This window comes from Pseudomonas berkeleyensis, assembly GCF_014109765.1.
GTDB classification, from domain to species: domain Bacteria; phylum Pseudomonadota; class Gammaproteobacteria; order Pseudomonadales; family Pseudomonadaceae; genus Aquipseudomonas; species Aquipseudomonas berkeleyensis.
Genome location: NZ_CP059139.1, coordinates 2,429,107 through 2,444,994, shown reverse-complemented (window position 1 = coordinate 2,444,994; position 15,888 = coordinate 2,429,107). Strand labels below are relative to the sequence as shown.

Below are 15,888 nucleotides of genomic sequence, written 5' to 3'. Positions count from 1 at the left end.
ATGAAAAATACTATATTCGTGTCATTGACCATTATTGCCGGTTGTGCGCCCTTGCAACAAGCACCACTGATGTATACATCCAAGCAAGTTTTTGGGGTGGATATCTCGGCCCCCACCACAGAGTCTACTGGCGTAACTATGAATTTGGGCTTCAAGAACGTAGACGCTGCATATGTCCCCGTAGCTGTTTCGAAAAAGAGTGAGGATGGCGGAAAAGATATAATTCCGATTACCGCATCCTATGGGAAAGGAGATGGGAGGGCTGAAGAAAAAGATGAGTCGGAAATACAAAGGATAAGAGTAGATAAGCTGCGGGAGGCGCTTTCAAACGAGGCTGCAGCGGCCACAGCCTTGGCAACCATCAAGGCTGAAAATGATGCGATCAATGAATACGACACTAAGTTCGCCATTGACAAGGATCAAGCAAGGATTTTTGTCGAAAATAGTAAGAGTTTCAGTCCGGTTACTGCTGAAAGGATTAAGCAATCTGCTGATGCTGGCAATCCAATTCCGGCAGACGTAATAAGTACAATGAAAGAAGCTCAAGGCGAAGCGCAGAAAAAATATGATCAAGCCAAAGGGGCTGTTCAGGGCGCCAAAGATGAATTGGCCGAGTCATTATATGTGACCCGTCGCGACGCAATGTCTGTATATGGAAGTTTTGGCTCTTCGACTGGAGGTAACTCTAACTCAATAACTAACAAATTAGGCAAGATGTTCTCAACAGGTGTTGCAGCACAAAACTTAACCGAAGGAATAGCAGAGGAAGGCAGAGGACTCGCGATAGGCCAATTTCTCGCGAACTGCATCAAGATTGCAGAGTTCATTGATAATGAACAAGAAAAGGAAAAGTTCTCTGAAGACTGTGCGAAAGCCGCGATAGCTAAGAAATAGGCACAGTGCCGCAATCGACTACTGATGAAAGAGTAAGTTTTTTCAACGCTAGGCCACAAAACTATCGGATAAGGCGTTACCTGTAGTTTTGTGGCTGCTCCTGGCCAGGAGCGGTCAGCCGGAATCCGCCCCATTATTCGCTCTTTTCTTTAGCATTTCGCTATCGATTTCCACAGCTGAAAACAATCGCAATGATGGCATATTGACTTTCTGCCGCGACAAAGATATCACCTTCGTCTGGAGCTCTCTATTCTTGGATGCTCGAATTACAATGACAGGGATTTTTCTATGGCTAAGAAGTCAGCAGTATCCGAAGTTGTTTCGCTGATTGAAGAGGGCACCCCTCGTCCAAGACTACATAAACTCATCATTCAGAATTTTCGTTCAATCGGCTCAACTCCAGTTGAGATCGAACTGGATGACATAGTTGTGTTAGTTGGCGCCAATAACGCCGGAAAAAGTAGCATCTTGCGAGCCTACGAAATCGTGATGTCTCACGGGTCGTCTGCCGGCAAGCTGAACATCAACGACTTCCCAAATGGCATAGTAGAGAGGGAAGCGCTTCCGACCATTGAGCTTCAAACCATCGTGTTCAGTGATGCGCCAGGGGAACGCTGGCTTGGTGTCCAGGCCAACGGAGAATTCCTGATCCGCGAACGCTGGATCTGGGATAGTCCAACCAAAGATCCGATGCGACAGGGCTTCGATGTGCAGAAGGGGGATTGGGATGCCCAAGTGCCGTGGGGAGCTCCAAACGTGGCCAACGCCAAACGCCCACGCCCACATCGCATCGACGCGTTTGCTTCACCCGACGCTCAAGCGAATGAGATCATCAACCTAATCAGCTCCTTGCTTAAAGAGCGTGTTCAACAGATCAAGTCGGATCCCGCTCAGGCGTTATCTGACTACGAACTTGTGATTGAGAAGATCAAATTGCTCCAGACAAAAGCTGTGGAAGCGACTGAGGCAGAGGTTGCCTCCATCGAGTCTGAGATCACCAAGTATCTCGACCGCCTGTTCCCGAACCACCATGTGAAGTTTGATGCCAAACCTGAGTTGGACATCGAAAAGGCCTACACCCCATTCAAAACCACTGCCGATCTGTTGATGGGCCCAAAAGATGGTTACCTGTCAGGCATTGCCAACCAAGGTAGTGGTGCCCGTCGAACCTTGCTCTGGGCAGCCTTGAAATACCTGTCGGAGGCGAAGGATCGCGAGGGGACAAGGCCGCACGTCTTGCTGCTGGATGAACCTGAGATTTGCCTTCATCCCTCGGCCATCCGGGAGGCCAGAGCAGTGCTTTACGATCTGCCTCAGACAGGCAACTGGCAGGTGATGATTACTTCGCACTCACCAATCTTCATCGATCTGTCCAAGGACAATACCACCATTATTCGCGTGTACCGTGGCGAAGGTAACGAGGTGGAAAGTACTACCCTGTACAGACCTACCCGCGCCAAGCTGGACGATGACGATAAGAAAAACCTCAAGATGCTCAACGTATGTGATCCCTACGTGAACGAGTTTTTCTTCGGTGGGCGGCAGATCATTGTTGAAGGCGATACCGAGTACACGGCCTTCTCCATCATCAGGGACATATACGTTGACGAGTATAAGGACGTCCAGATCATCCGGGCTCGTGGCAAGGGGATTATCCCGTCCTTAGCGAAAGTCCTCCTGCAGTTCTCCAAGCAGTTTACGATCCTTCACGATACCGATTCTCCACTCACGGCAGCAGGTAAAGGCAATCCAGCTTGGGGAATGAATGGAACCATCGCCTCCGTGCTAAAGCTCGACAACGCAGAAGGACGCGTCAGGCTTGTTGCGTGTCGTACCTGCTTTGAGACGGCGTTGTTCGGAAAAGAGTCCAAGGACGAGAAGCCATATCGAGCTTTTGTCCGTATCCAAAACGATGCAGAGTCTGCAGAGAAGGTGAAGGCGCTATTGGATTATCTGCTAGACGCCTCTAAGCCAAAACCGGTTAATTGCCTTGAGTGGACAGCGATTGAAGAGCTGGATGAGGTCGGCTAGAGCGCCTGAGGGGACGACGACCATGAACAGCCTAGGGCATCGTCCCCTGCTCCAAGCGCTTACAGCACAAAGCACTCTACCGTCGAGATGGTTAAATGGCTTTTCTATGAGCTCGGCGTAGGCGCTCATGATTGAACAAAGGCTTTCTTGTGAGCGCACTGGTCAAAAGTGGCTAGCCCCAGTATTGATCTGGCGTTGGAAGGTCTTGACATCTCGCTGCAAATCTCTGGGTTGATCAATTCAGCCAACCTCAAGGTCTCTGAGCATAGTCGCCTCGTTTCGGGCTTCCGTTGAACCTCAAAATGGAGTGCTGATGGACGTCCGCTTCTGGCCGATACAGCCAGTCGTGGCGGGCAGCTACTGGCAGATGGTCGGCCGTTGTCACACGCGGCCTCTGGCAGGGCACTGCCTAGTCACACAAACAGCTCACAGCTACAACCGGGTATGAAGGCGGCACTGCTTTTTCCGAAAGCGGCCGCCTCTAACAAGACGCTCCTACCAACCGACCCCGACGATCCATGGCCACCGCGACAATAGCCATGAGGATGACGAGGGTGTAGGCGAAAAGTCCCAAGTTGATGCCGAGGATTAGTTTCTCGGAGCCGTCGCTGAGTACCATCGAACCGCCGTAGCTGGCGCGCAGCCAGTAACTCAGTAAAAAACCGCCAGTCACGAACACCGTCAACCAGCTTGCGGGGAATGCTCAGGTAGCGGAAAACCTGAGCAATGGAGCCCTACAGTCATGGCCTAGGCCTGACAAAACGCTGCTCCAGGACTTCCTTGCCCCATTGCGCGCCTGGCCGCTCCTCTGCCAGTACGAAGTTGCGTGTTTCATAGAGATGGCGTGCGGCGTGCAGTCCGGAGAAGGTCCATAGGTGCGTTTCAGTGAAATTCCGTTCATCGACGAACGACAGGGCCGCGTCCAGCAGCTTTTTCCCCACCCCACCGCCACGGGCCTCATCGGAGAGAATGAACCAGCGCAAATGCGCTACGTTCTCGCCCATGTCCTGGCCATCGATGGCCACGGAACCTACGATCTGACCATCGAGACACGCCGTCCAGATGGCATTTCCTGGGTTTTCCAGGCGATTGCAAAACTCGGCGAGCCCGCTCGCCACTACGGACTCGAAGCGCTGGCCGAAACCTGACTCGCGTGAGTAATACAGCGCATGCATGTCCGTGATACGGGCGATGATGCCTGGTCGGTATCCCTGCACGATCTCGATATTGAGTGAACGATCAGGGTGGCCCGACGTGATATCGAGCGCCTGGGTATAAAGCCGCATGCCTTCGAGTACAAGCTGGCCCTGGCCAGGTTTCAAACGCTCCAGAGCGGCAATGACCTGAGCGCGGGCGAAGTCGTGGATTGCCGCCACACGCTGCTTACCCGCAGCGGTCAGAGAGAGCATCTTGACGCGGCCATCGTCCTTCCCCGGCGTCTCCTGCAGCTCACCGGACGCCACCAGCTTGCTCAGCATACGGCTCACGCTCGACTTTTCGAGTCGAAGCCGAGCACCGAGATCACGCGCCGTGATCTCTCCTTGCTCGATCTCGATCAGGGCATGCACGGCTGACGGCGAGAGGTCGGTTCCTGCAAAGTCTCCCCCCATGAATCCAAGCTCGCGAACCATTGTTCGAGAGATCGCGCGAATTTCTTCAACCAGGTACTTATCAGCGTGCATGCCAAGGCCTCCGCAATAATGGATGCACGTTACAACCAATAAGTTGCTTAGCACAACTAAATTCGGACATGTGCCTTCGGTGAGGCCTGGGCACAGACTCGCTGCAAGGAAGGGCTGAAAGAAAAACCATCTGAGCGCCTAATACCGATCAGATAAAACGTAGTGTCTGGCACGCATAGCCTTTGTAGGGTGTCGCGGGGTCGCCCAGGCCGTGCGTACCGAAATGCTGGCGCCACGACCATTGGTGCGCACGGCGCACCCTACGTAACCTTATCCTGACGCTTAACTGACCGGCATTAACCTGAGCGCCCTACTCCTGGGCGTCCTCGGGGTACTGCTCTGCACTTCACAGCGCGGATCATCTCTCGGTGGTCCGCTACAGGTCGAAATGCACGCCCATGGCGTGGCAGCTTGTAGCCGATAGCCGCCAGGCTTCTGACGGTGCCCATGCACAAACGAAAGCCCCCGGCCTCGCGACCGGGGGCTCGTTCATGGCTGAGGGTTCAGCGTCTGCGCGCCAGACGCTGCACGGTATCGACCAGCAGATCCACTTCACCAATGGTGTTGTAGAACGCCAACGACGGTCGCACCGTAGCCTCGACCCCAAAGCGTCGCAGGATCGGCTGCGCGCAGTGGTGGCCGGAGCGTACGGCGATGCCCTCGCGGTTGAGGACGGCGCCGACTTCCTCGGTGCGGTAGCCGTCGAGCACGAAGGACAGCACGCTGGCTTTGTGCGCCGCGGTACCGATCAGGCGCAGCCCGGGAATGGCCGACAGGCCACGGGTGGCGTAGACCAGCAGGTCGTGCTCGTAGCGCTGGATGTTCTCCAGCCCCAGTCGCTCGACGTATTGCAACGCCGCCCCCAGCCCCACCGCATCGGCGATGTTACCGGTGCCGGCCTCGAAACGCGCAGGCGGCCCCTGATACACCGTCTTCTCGAAGGTGACGTCGGCGATCATGTTGCCGCCGCCCTGCCAGGGTGGCAGTTGCTCGAGCAGCTCGCGCTTGCCGTAAACCACACCGATACCGGTGGGGCCGAAGATCTTGTGTCCGGAGAACACCAGAAAATCGGCATCCAGCGCCTGCACGTTGACCCGCAGGTGCGAGACCGACTGTGCGCCATCCACCAATACCTTGGCACCCACCGCATGCGCCAGGCCAATGATCTCGGCTACCGGCGTCACCGTACCCAGGGCGTTGGAGACCTGAGTGATGGAGACCAGCTTGGTGCGCGGGCAGAGCAGCTTGGCGTATTCCTCAAGAATGATCTGCCCCGTGTCGTCCACCGGAATCACCCGGATCTTCGCGCCCACTTCGGCCGCCAGCTGTTGCCAGGGGACGATGTTGGCGTGGTGCTCCAGGTGGGAAACGATGATCTCGTCCCCCGCACCGATGAACTTGCGACCGAAGGTGTTGGCGATCAGGTTGATGCCTTCGGTGGCGCCACGCACGAAGATGATCTCCTCCTCCGAACGTGCACCGAGAAAGCGTCGCACCGTGCTCCTGGCACCTTCGTAGGCATCCGTGGCACGCGCCGCCAGTTCGTGCGCGGCGCGGTGGATGTTGGAGTTCTCGTGCTCGTAGAAGTAGCTGATGCGCTCGATCACCTGGCGTGGCTTCTGCGTGGTGGCGGCATTGTCGAACCACACCAACGGCTTGCCATTGACCCGCTCCTGGAGGATGGGAAAGTCACGACGCACGGCGTTGACATCGAAGCTGCCGCTAGCCTGTGGCTGGCCGGATGCCTGCGGTGCCTTCTCCAGGCGCGGTGCCGAACCCTGATCGAGGAAGTAGAACTGCCCCGCTCCGGTCTGCGTTTGCGTGGGTGACGGTGTCGTGCTGCGCGGCTCGCCCAGCAGCGATTGCAGCACCTGGGCCAGCTCGTCGCCACCCGGCAGGCCATCGCTGCGCGCAGCGACGCGATCCTCGCGCGTTGCAGAATCGCTGACACCGGGTGCCGGCAGGTCACTGAAGTAATAGCCAGAGGGTGCAGCCGCACCACCGGCACCCGGCGGCTGCACGATCGCGGCGCCCGGATAGACCTGTGGAATGGCCGCCGTATAGGCCTGCGGCGAACCCAGATCCAGACCATCGAGGGTGCCGGCCGGAGCAGTCGCCGTCTGCGGCGCTTCATGGGCGGTCAGGCTGGGCGCCTCACCGCCGGCACGCGGCACCTCGCCCGGTTTGGCGGCGAACAGCTCATTGGCCAGGCGCGCCAGGCTGGCGAGATCCGGCAGGCCGTCAGCCTGGGGCTCAGCGGTAAGCAACTGGGTAGTCATGGTATTTGTCGACCTCTACGTCATCGAGTACGGCCAGGGCATCTTCGGTCAGCACCGCCAGCGAGCAGTACAGCGAGATCAGGTAGGAAGCGATGGCGTTGCGGTTGATCCCCATGAAGCGTACCGACAGCCCCGGGCTCTGCTCGCCCGACACGCCCGGCTGGTACAGACCGATCACGCCCTGACGCTTGTCGCCGACGCGCAGCAGCAGGATCTTGGTCTTGCCGTCGTCATCGAACGGCACCTTGTCCGACGGAATCAACGGCAGCCCGCGCCAGGTAAGGAACTGCGAGCCGAACAGGCTGACGGTGGGTGGCGGCACACCACGACGGGTGCATTCGCGGCCGAAGGCGGCGATGGCCAGCGGGTGGGCGAGGAAGAACGCTGGCTCTTTCCAGACCTTGGCGATCAGCTCGTCGAGGTCGTCTGGGGTGGGTGGGCCGCCCAGGGTGGAAATGCGCTGGGCCGGGTCGACGCTGGACAGCAGACCGTACTCGGGGTTGTTGATCAGCTCGTTTTCCTGACGCTCCTTGATGGTCTCGATGGTCAGGCGCAGCTGCTCACGAATCTGGTCGTGCGGGCTGCTGTAGAGGTCGGAAACGCGGGTGTGCACGTCGAGGATGGTGGTCACCGCGTTGAGGAAGTACTCGCGCGGCGCGTCTTCGTAGTCGACGAAAGTCTGCGGCAACACCGCCTCGTCGCGCTGGGAACAGGCGACCTGCACGTTGAGCGGGTTCTTGACCTTATTCAGGCGGAAGATGCCGGCCTCCACCGGCGTCCACTGCAGCAGGTGTACCAGCCAGCGCGGGGTGATGGTGGAAAGTTGCGGTACGGTCTTGGTCGCGTTCGCCAGTTGCCGGGCGGCACTGTCGCCGAGGGCAAGGCGTACATCCTGATTGTCAGCCATGGAACACTCCTGTTGCGTTTTTCAAGGCGCACAGAACCCCGTACGGTCGTGCGAGCACGACCGTCGTGTGGATGCTGTGCAGGGGTTGCGGCGAACGCCGCGGATTAACCGGTGTTGCTGGCCTGGTGCTGCAGGCTGGCCTGGGTCACGTTGCTGCCGGGCGGTACGCTGCGCGTCAGCCAGACGTTGCCACCGATGCTGGAGCCCTTGCCGATGGTGATGCGTCCCAGGATGGTGGCGCCGGCGTAGATCACCACGTCATCCTCGACGATCGGGTGACGCGGCTCGCCCTTGAGCAACTGCCCGCTCTCGTCGGCCGTGAAGCGCTTGGCGCCAAGGGTCACGGCCTGGTAGATGCGCACGTGGTTGCCGATGATCGCAGTCTCGCCGATCACCACCCCAGTGCCGTGATCGATGAAGAAGCTGTGGCCGATCTGCGCGCCAGGATGGATGTCGATACCGGTGGCGGAGTGAGCGATTTCTGCGCCGATACGCGCCAGCAATGGCATGCCGGCGCGGTAAAGATGGTGGGCCAGGCGATGGTGGATGACAGCGAGGATGCCCGGGTAACACAGCAGCACTTCGTCGACGCTGCGCGCCGCCGGGTCGCCGGCATAAGCGGCCAGCACGTCGCTGTCGAGCAGGCGGCGCAGGCCCGGCAACGCGGCAGCGAAGTCGCGCACGATGGCGATGGCCTCGGCCTCGCTGTCCTTCTCCGCGTCGCCCTGCTGACGCGCGGCATAGCGCAACTCCAGGCGCACCTGCGACAGCAGGCTGTTGAGCGCACTGTCGAGGGTGTGGCCGACGTAGAAATCCTCGCTTTCCTGGCGCAGGTCGCTGGGGCCCAGACGCATGGGGAACAGCGCCCCGCAGAGGCCTTCGAAGATCGCCTCCAGCGCCTGCCGTGAGGGCAGCTCGCGACTGCCCAGCTCACGGTTACGGCTGGTGCGGCTGCGCCAGTCGCTGCGCGCCTCACGCAATTGCTCGACGATCTGCTCGAGCTGCCAGTTGACGCGCGGCGCTCGACTGTCTGCCAGGTGCGGGTTGAGATATTCCAGGTCTGCAATGTGCTGGTGGGGCATTTCGATTACTCAGAAAAACGCTGCGGTGCCTGAGGCAACGAGCATGGCTCGCGCCCCCGTTGGCTACGAATGGCTCAATCCTGTACCCAGGGCAGGTTCCAGTGCCGCCAGCCGCCGCTCTCGCCCCGTTGGCGCTGGGCATCCAGATCGCCTTCGAAACCTTCGAGTACGTTGAACACCTGGGAGAAACCTGCCGCCGTCGCCGCAATCGCAGCGGCCGCCGAGCGCTTGCCGCTACGGCACAGCAGTACCACCGGCTTGTCGCGGGGCACCTTGGTCTCCAGCTCACGCAGAAAACGCGGGTTCTTGATCAGCGCCGGGCCGGTCTGCCAGGCCACATGCAGGCTGTTCGGCACATGGCCGACGAATTTGAGTTCCTCGAAGGTGCGCACGTCGACCAGGGTGGCCTCGCCCGCTTCGACCAGCGCCCAGGCCTCCGGTGGGTAGAGGCTGCCGGCATAGGCGCTGCCCTGCTCCTGACCACGGGCGCGGGCGCGTTCGAGCAATTCGTCGCTGGAAACATCCAGCACGCTGCGCAGGTCGGTGGGACGTTGGATGGAAACGGCAGGCTGAGAAGCGATGTCTGCGGACGGCATTAACAGATCCTCTAGTTGGCTAGTCGGGGCAGGCAGTCGGTCTGCGGCGCCGCGTGAGGCCTACTCTATGCCTGGCGCATATATCCAAAAAATAATTAATTATTTTATTTACCAAACAAAAAGGAATATTAAATCAAGCGCAGGGTGCATCATGCGTAGCGGGAATACCGAGGTGCTTGCTTGGTGCGCACAGTGTTCAGCCGGGGGACATGGTAAACACCTGTCGGGAGACATGGGTAACAGGTTGATGATCATGTTGCCCGTTGCCTCAGGTCTATTTGACGCAGCGTTTTGCGGATGAATACCACATCGTAGACACCCTCTTCAGCGGTTGAGCGTATGGCGACCTTCTCTCCATACAGACCTCCGCTTACGAAGACGTTGAGCCCTTTGAAATACACCTGCCCGGTCTGACGTACGTTTACAACGTGATCTCCCGGTTCATATTCGATGGCTGGCAGTTGCTCCGGGTAGTTTCGTGGACTTGGCCGATAGCGCTCTATGGGCGGCCGTTGATCAAGTGCTTCATGCGGACGGTAATGGTTGTACTCGTCTCGCCAACGGCTCATCACTTGCTGACAATGCTGCAAGTCGCTGAACGCGCGATGCAGCACTTCGCGTTTGAGTGTCTGGTGGAAGCGCTCCAGCTTGCCCTGAGTCTGTGGATGATGAGGTCGGCTATGGCTGACTTCGATCCCCAGCCGCATCAGCCAAACCTCCAGCTTCGATAGCCCACCGGCAATATTCGAACCCCAAGGCGGCCCATTGTCGGCGGTGATACGCAGCGGCAAGCCGTACTGACGGAAAACCTCGATCAGATGTGGTTTGACCAGTTCCAGTCGCTCTCCCTGGCAGGCTTGCAAGCAGAGCGAAAAGCGCGAGTGATCGTCCAGCAGGGTCAAGGGATGACAACAAGGCGAACGGCGATCATTGAGGGGGACGTTACCCTTGAAGTCGATCTGCCAGAGGTCGTTCGGGTTGGGATGCTCGAAACGGCGGTTAGCCGGCGCTTGCGACTGTTCATTGTGGTAGAGGACGTGGCAATCGTAGCGCTTGAGGATTGCGTCGATGGTGCTGTGGTGAGGCGGATCAATAGCTGCAGTCATCAACAAGCTTCGCAGTTTGCGAGCGCCCCAATAGGGATAGCGGTGGTGCAATTGCACCACCGTTTGTTCCAGCTTCGGATCGCTACGCCCTGGACTGCTCAGAGGACGCCGAGATCGATCCTGCAAGCCTGCATCGCCTTGCTCACGGTACCGAGCCAGCCACTTGTAGCCAGTTCTGGGACTGATGCCATACCGCCGACAGAGCTCCCGCACATTACTTTGGGGCTGCCCCGCCAGCAGAACAAACTCTCGCCTTATCGACATAGTGCTTCGCTCCAGCCACGGCATCATTCGATCTCCCAATTCGATGAACACCGTAAGCCTAAATGCGTTACCTATGTCTCCCGACACCCGTTACCTATGTCCCCCGGCTGAACACACAGCGCACCCTACGAGAAGGCATAGAGGCATAGTCCAGCTGCAGCTTCAGCTACAAACCAAAGCCGGCCGCATCATGTAGGGTGCGCCATGCGCACCGCTCGCCACAGGAAGTTGCGTCAGTCACGAAAAGGCTCGCGGTTGAAACGCAATGCCGGCCAGCCTCTCCTACAGCTCGCGCAGGTAGTCCCAGGGATAGATGCCGCGGTCGTGGCCGTCGCTGAAGATCAGTTGCACGCCATAACCCTGGGCATTGATGGCCTGCACGCGGATATCGCTCGGGGCCAGGTCGATACGCCCGTGCAGGCGCGCTGCGCGGCACTGCGAGCAGGGGCAGGCCGCGCGCAGGCGCGTATGGGCAAGCTCGCTGCGGCTGCCGTCCGGCCAGTCCAGAACGAGCTGGCCGGCAGTGCTGCGCAGCGCGGTCGGCGCTATCACCGGCCCGTACCCTGCAACTGTGCGAGGGCGATGCGTACGGCCTTGCGCACTTCCGGATCGCCGTCGTTTTCCGCAGCCTGCAGAGCCGGTACCGCGCTTTTGTCAGCCAGCTCGCCCAAGGCCAGGGCCGCCTCCTTACGCAGATTGCTGATGCTGTGACCGAGCAGTTCCACCAGCGCCGGCAAGGCAGCGGCATGGCGCAACTTGCCCAGCGCTCGGGCGGCGCGCAGGCGCACCTGCCAGTAGCCATCGCCCAGCGCTTCGATCAGCGCCGCACCGGCTTCGCTGAGACCGACCTTGCCAAGGGTGGTGGCGGCCTCCTCGCGCACCTGCCATTCACGGTCGTGCAAGGCTGCGCGCAGTGCGGGCAAGACGCTGGCATCACGGGCCAGGCCCAAAGCGCCAGTAGCCGCGCGCCGCACTTCGGTATCGGCATCGTCACTGGCCAGGCGCGCCAGGGCCGGCAGCGCCTCATGCTGCTTGAGCCAGCCGAGAATACCGACTGCTTCGCGCCTTACGAACGCGTCGCTGTCGGCCAGCGCCTCGAGCGCCTGCGGTGCGGCGTCGGCCAGACGCAGCTCGCGCAACGCACGCAGAGCGCTGGCGCGGACGAAGGCATCGGCGTGCGTGGCCCACGGCAGGATCACCCGCCCTGCTTCGGCGCTTTTCAGTTCGCTCAGACTCTGCGCGGCGGCGCTGCGCACGCGCTCATCGGCATCGGCCAGCGCGGCGCACAGGGCGGCGACCACTTCGGGCTCCTCCCAGGCCTCGAGCAGGCGCGCAGCCTCGGCGCGTACCGCGGCGTCGGCATCCTCGCGCAGGGCGCGGGCAAGCCAGGGCAAGGCGTCCGGGTCTTCCAGATCGGCCAGGTCGATCAGCGCGATGCGGCGGATGCCGGCATCGTCAGCGGCCAGACGCGGCAGCAGGTCGAGAATGTCGGGGTTGTCGGTGCTCAGGGCAGCAAGGTTCAGGTCGGTCATAGGGCGATTCGCAATGGCGGATGGTCGGTGGTCGGCAGGCCCAGCGGCGTCAGGCGCGGCAGTTCACGGCCATCCTCATGGCGCAGCAGCTCCAGGCAGTGGCGCTTGAGGTGGGTGAAGCCGGGGCTGGTGAGCAGGCTGGCATTGCGCGGGCGTGGGAATTCCAGGCGCAGGTCTTCGATGAAGCGGCCCGGACGCGGGCTCATCACCAGGATGCGGTCGGCGAGAAACAGCGCCTCGTCGATGTCATGGGTAACGAACACCACGGTGGTGCGGATGCGCGTCCAGATATCCAGCAGCAGTTCCTGCATGCGTGCACGAGTCTGCGCATCCAGGGCGCCGAAGGGTTCGTCCATCAGCAGCAGGCGCGGCCGGTTGATCAGCACGCGGGCGATCTCGGCGCGTTGCTGCATGCCGCCGGACAGCTGATTGGGCCAACGCTGGGCGAAGTCCTGCAGGCCGACCAGGCGCAGCATATCCAGCGCCTGCTCGCGCCGTTGTGCCTTGCCGATGCCCTGCATCTTCAGGCCGAAGGCGACGTTGTCCAGCACGCTGCGCCAGGGCAGCAGGGTGTGGTGCTGGAAGACCATGCCGCGCTGCGGCGATGGCCCTGCGACGGCATTGCCATCGACCAGCAGGCTGCCGCCGCTGAGCTGCAGGTGCCCGGCCAGGGCGCCGAGCAACGTCGACTTGCCGCAGCCGGAAGGCCCGAGAATGCAGACGAACTCGCCGGGTTCGATGGCGAAGTCCAGACGTTGCACCGCCTCGAAGGCCTCGCGACCCTGACCAAGGCGAATGGACAGTTGTCGGCCATCGATACGCCCCGGCGTTGGAGCCTGTTGGTAGACACTCATGTGCGCTTGCCTCCGCTCTGGTACCAGGGTGTGGCGAAGGCGCCGAGGCGCCGCACCAGCGTGCTGCTGACCATGCCGAGCACGCCGATCAGCAGCATGCCGACGACGATGTCCGGGTAGTTCTGCAGGGTGTAGGACTCCCAGGTGTAGTAGCCGATGCCGAACTGGCCGGAGATCATCTCGGCGGTGACCAGGCAGAACCAGGAGGTGCCCATGCCGATGGCCAGGCCGGTAACGATGCTGGGCGCGGCGCCGGGCAGCACCACTTCGCGCAGGATGGCCAGCCGCCCTGCCCCGAGGCTGCGCGCCGAGGCCACCAAGCGCGGGTCGACACCTTCGACGCCATGCACGGTGTTAAGCAGGATGGGAAACAGCGCGCCGGTGAAGGTGATGAAGATCATCGACGCCTCGGACGACGGGAACATCAGGATCGCCAGGGGAATCCAGGCCACGGCGGGAATCGGCCGCAGCACTTCCAGTGGCGGCAACAGGCTGTCTTCGGCCCACTTCGAGCGGCCGATGGCCAGGCCCAGCAGCACGCCTGCAACGGCGGCAGCCAGATAACCGGTGAACACCCGTCCCAGGCTGCTGCCGAGGTGGTCGGCGAGCTTGCTCGATTGCAACAGGTGCCAGGCGGCATCCAGTACAGCGGCCGGGGTCGGCACGTAGGTGAAAGCGATCAGCCCCAGATCCAGGCGCTGGTTGGCGGCCACCTGCCAGAACAGCAGGCAGGCGGCCAGCGAGGCCAGGCGCAGGGGCCAGCGATAGAGCGAGGTCATGGCAATCTCCGTAGCCCGGATGAAATCCGGGAAGAACCGTGCTGCGTTGTCCCGGATTTCATCCGGGCTACGTCAGGCCCTCTGCCACCGCCCTTTCGCAGGATCGGAAGGCGGTGGACAGAGGGCCAGGTCTTAGCGGCTGGCCAGCAGCTTCTGGTTGACGCCGACAAAGTCCAGCGCTTCGCCGCCGTTGGCCTGGGCGTAGGACTGGGCCTGCTCCTTGAGCAGGAAGGCGCTCAGCTCACCCTTGCCGTTGCGCACGAACCAGGCCTGGTTGGCCAGCAGCTTGAGCCCGCTGTCGGCGGCGTGAGCGTAGATGGCGCGGATGTCCTTGCCCTCTTCTTCCAGCGCAGCCAGGGCCTGGAGCGCGGCCTCCGGCGAGGCGTAGCTGCGTACCTTGTCTTCGCCACGCACCCAGATCTGCGCAACACGCTTGAAGTCGGTGATCGGCTTGCCGGTGACTGCATCGTTGGCCTTCAGGGCGACCGGCGCGTAGTCGGCCAATGCCTTGTCGTAGTCCACGCCGGACGCGGCAAAGGCCTGACGCACGTAGCGGTCGTCGATGAAGGTATTCAGGTCGAGATCGCGGTTGGTGCGTTTGAGTGTCTTGAGGGTTTCCAGCGCCCCCGCCACGGCCTTGCGGTACTCCGGCTTCCAGGTCAGGTCACGGGTCTGCAGGCCCAGCGGGCCATGGAACAGGTAGTTCACCTCGGCTTCGATGCCGGTGACCTTCTCGATCAGCAGGCTGTATTTCTCCGGATCGCTGGCCAGCAACTGGTTGGCTTCGATACCGGCACGCAGGTAGGCGACCACCACTTCCGGGTACTTCTCGGCGTACTCGGCGTTGACCAGACCCCCGTGGAAGGTCGGCGCCTGGGTCTGCGAACCATCGAAGATCTTGCGGGCGAAGCCGCGGTTGGGGAACAGGTCGGCGAAGGGCACGAAGTCGGCATGGGCATCGATACGGTTGCTGCGCAGCGCCGAACCGGCGATTTCCGGCGCCTGGGCGATGATCCGCACGTCCTTTTCCGGATCCCAGCCCTGGGCCTGGATCGCACGCAGCAGGACGCCATGGGCCGTGGAGGCGAAAGGCACGGAAATGGTCTTGCCTTTCAGGTCGGCCAGCGACTGCACTGGCGAGGCAGCCGGCACCACGATGCCATTGCCGCTGCCCTTGATGCTGCCGGATAGCACGTTGATCAGTAGGCTGCGTTTACCGGCTTCCTCATGCGCGACGCCATTGAAGGCGGCGGGGAATTCAGCCATGGCGCCGAAATCCAGCTTGCCGGCAACCATCTCGTTGGTCAGCGGTGCGCCACTGGTGAAGTTCTTCCATTCGACGACGTATTTGGCGTCCTTGTACTTGCCGTCCTTCGGCAGGTACTTGTCGAGCAGGCCCAACTCGCGGATGAGCAGGCCGCCAGCGGCGCAGTTGATGGTGGTGTCCTGGGTGCCGATGGCGACCCGGATGGTTTCGGCCGACGCCTGGGTGGCGGCGATTGCCAGCGCGAGGCCGGCCAGGGTGCTACGCAAGAGCATGGGTTTTCTCCCCTCGAATCATTGAGAGCCTGTTCAACGTCTGCTGCGCGTCGGCCAAACGGCGCTGGTAACGACCTCAGAATGCTCATTTACAGGACGTAAACTCCGCTTCTTCGATCCTTCCCATCACCGTTTTGCTCTAGCTCGCGATACGTTGAATAGGCTCGGAGTATTGGAATCGTCTCCGCCAGCAGGTGGGCCGGTGGGAAACGAGGGGTGTTGCATCAGGCGTCCGGTGGTTGGCCGGATGGCGGGTTTTGCTTGTCGTAGCCCGGATGAAATCTGGGAGCGGTGGATCAAGGTGGCCAGAGCATTCCCCGGATTGCATCCGGGCTACGCGCAG

At 60.9% G+C, this 15,888-nt stretch carries 13 protein-coding genes; 2 read left to right on the top strand and 11 right to left on the bottom strand.

The window, feature by feature from the left end:
- The gene (locus HS968_RS11340; protein ID WP_182371313.1) at positions 1–894 is read left to right on the top strand and encodes a hypothetical protein; all 894 of its coding nucleotides are present in this window, start codon (positions 1–3) and stop codon (positions 892–894) included.
- Positions 895–1,182: 288 nt separating this feature from the next.
- Complete coding sequence (locus HS968_RS11335) at positions 1,183–2,925, top strand: ATP-dependent nuclease (RefSeq protein ID WP_182371312.1); 1,743 nt, start codon at positions 1,183–1,185, stop codon at positions 2,923–2,925.
- Between the two features lie 740 nt (positions 2,926–3,665).
- Here the strand turns inward: HS968_RS11335 and HS968_RS11330 are convergent.
- The 11 genes from HS968_RS11330 to HS968_RS11280 form a co-directional block, all read right to left on the bottom strand.
- Entirely contained in the window at positions 3,666–4,607 is a 942-nt protein-coding gene (locus tag HS968_RS11330) for a bifunctional helix-turn-helix transcriptional regulator/GNAT family N-acetyltransferase (protein ID WP_182371311.1), read from the bottom strand.
- A 503-nt stretch (positions 4,608–5,110) separates the two neighbouring features.
- Positions 5,111–6,886 carry a family 2A encapsulin nanocompartment cargo protein cysteine desulfurase gene (locus tag HS968_RS11325; protein ID WP_182371310.1) on the bottom strand — a complete coding sequence of 592 codons (1,776 nt, stop codon included), beginning with the start codon at positions 6,884–6,886 and terminating at the stop codon, positions 5,111–5,113.
- Entirely contained in the window at positions 6,861–7,793 is a 933-nt protein-coding gene (locus tag HS968_RS11320) for a family 2A encapsulin nanocompartment shell protein (protein ID WP_119691001.1), read from the bottom strand. The genes HS968_RS11325 and HS968_RS11320 overlap by 26 nt, the downstream gene beginning before the upstream one ends.
- 104 nt (positions 7,794–7,897) lie before the next feature.
- Positions 7,898–8,875 carry a serine O-acetyltransferase EpsC gene (epsC, locus tag HS968_RS11315; protein ID WP_182371309.1) on the bottom strand — a complete coding sequence of 326 codons (978 nt, stop codon included), beginning with the start codon at positions 8,873–8,875 and terminating at the stop codon, positions 7,898–7,900.
- Between the two features lie 74 nt (positions 8,876–8,949).
- Complete coding sequence (locus HS968_RS11310; RefSeq protein ID WP_182371308.1) at positions 8,950–9,471, bottom strand: rhodanese-like domain-containing protein; 522 nt, start codon at positions 9,469–9,471, stop codon at positions 8,950–8,952.
- Positions 9,472–9,722: 251 nt separating this feature from the next.
- Positions 9,723–10,865: an IS481 family transposase gene (locus HS968_RS11305; protein WP_182371612.1), complete on the bottom strand. Its 1,143-nt coding sequence runs from the start codon at positions 10,863–10,865 to the stop codon at positions 9,723–9,725.
- 258 nt (positions 10,866–11,123) lie between these two features.
- Positions 11,124–11,393, bottom strand: coding sequence for a DUF971 domain-containing protein (locus HS968_RS11300; protein ID WP_119690998.1), 270 nt, complete (start codon positions 11,391–11,393; stop codon positions 11,124–11,126).
- Positions 11,390–12,373, bottom strand: coding sequence for a HEAT repeat domain-containing protein (locus HS968_RS11295; protein WP_182371307.1), 984 nt, complete (start codon positions 12,371–12,373; stop codon positions 11,390–11,392). The genes HS968_RS11300 and HS968_RS11295 overlap by 4 nt, the downstream gene beginning before the upstream one ends.
- On the bottom strand, positions 12,370–13,227 hold the full coding sequence (locus HS968_RS11290; RefSeq protein WP_182371306.1) for an ABC transporter ATP-binding protein: 858 nt from the start codon (positions 13,225–13,227) through the stop codon (positions 12,370–12,372). Before HS968_RS11290 ends, HS968_RS11295 begins: the two co-directional genes overlap by 4 nt.
- On the bottom strand, positions 13,224–14,006 hold the full coding sequence (locus HS968_RS11285; protein WP_106742149.1) for an ABC transporter permease: 783 nt from the start codon (positions 14,004–14,006) through the stop codon (positions 13,224–13,226). Before HS968_RS11285 ends, HS968_RS11290 begins: the two co-directional genes overlap by 4 nt.
- A gap of 132 nt (positions 14,007–14,138) precedes the next feature.
- Positions 14,139–15,545 (bottom strand): ABC transporter substrate-binding protein, encoded by a 1,407-nt coding sequence (locus tag HS968_RS11280; protein ID WP_182371305.1) that lies wholly within the window; start codon positions 15,543–15,545, stop codon positions 14,139–14,141.
- Between the last annotated feature and the right edge of the window lie 343 nt (positions 15,546–15,888).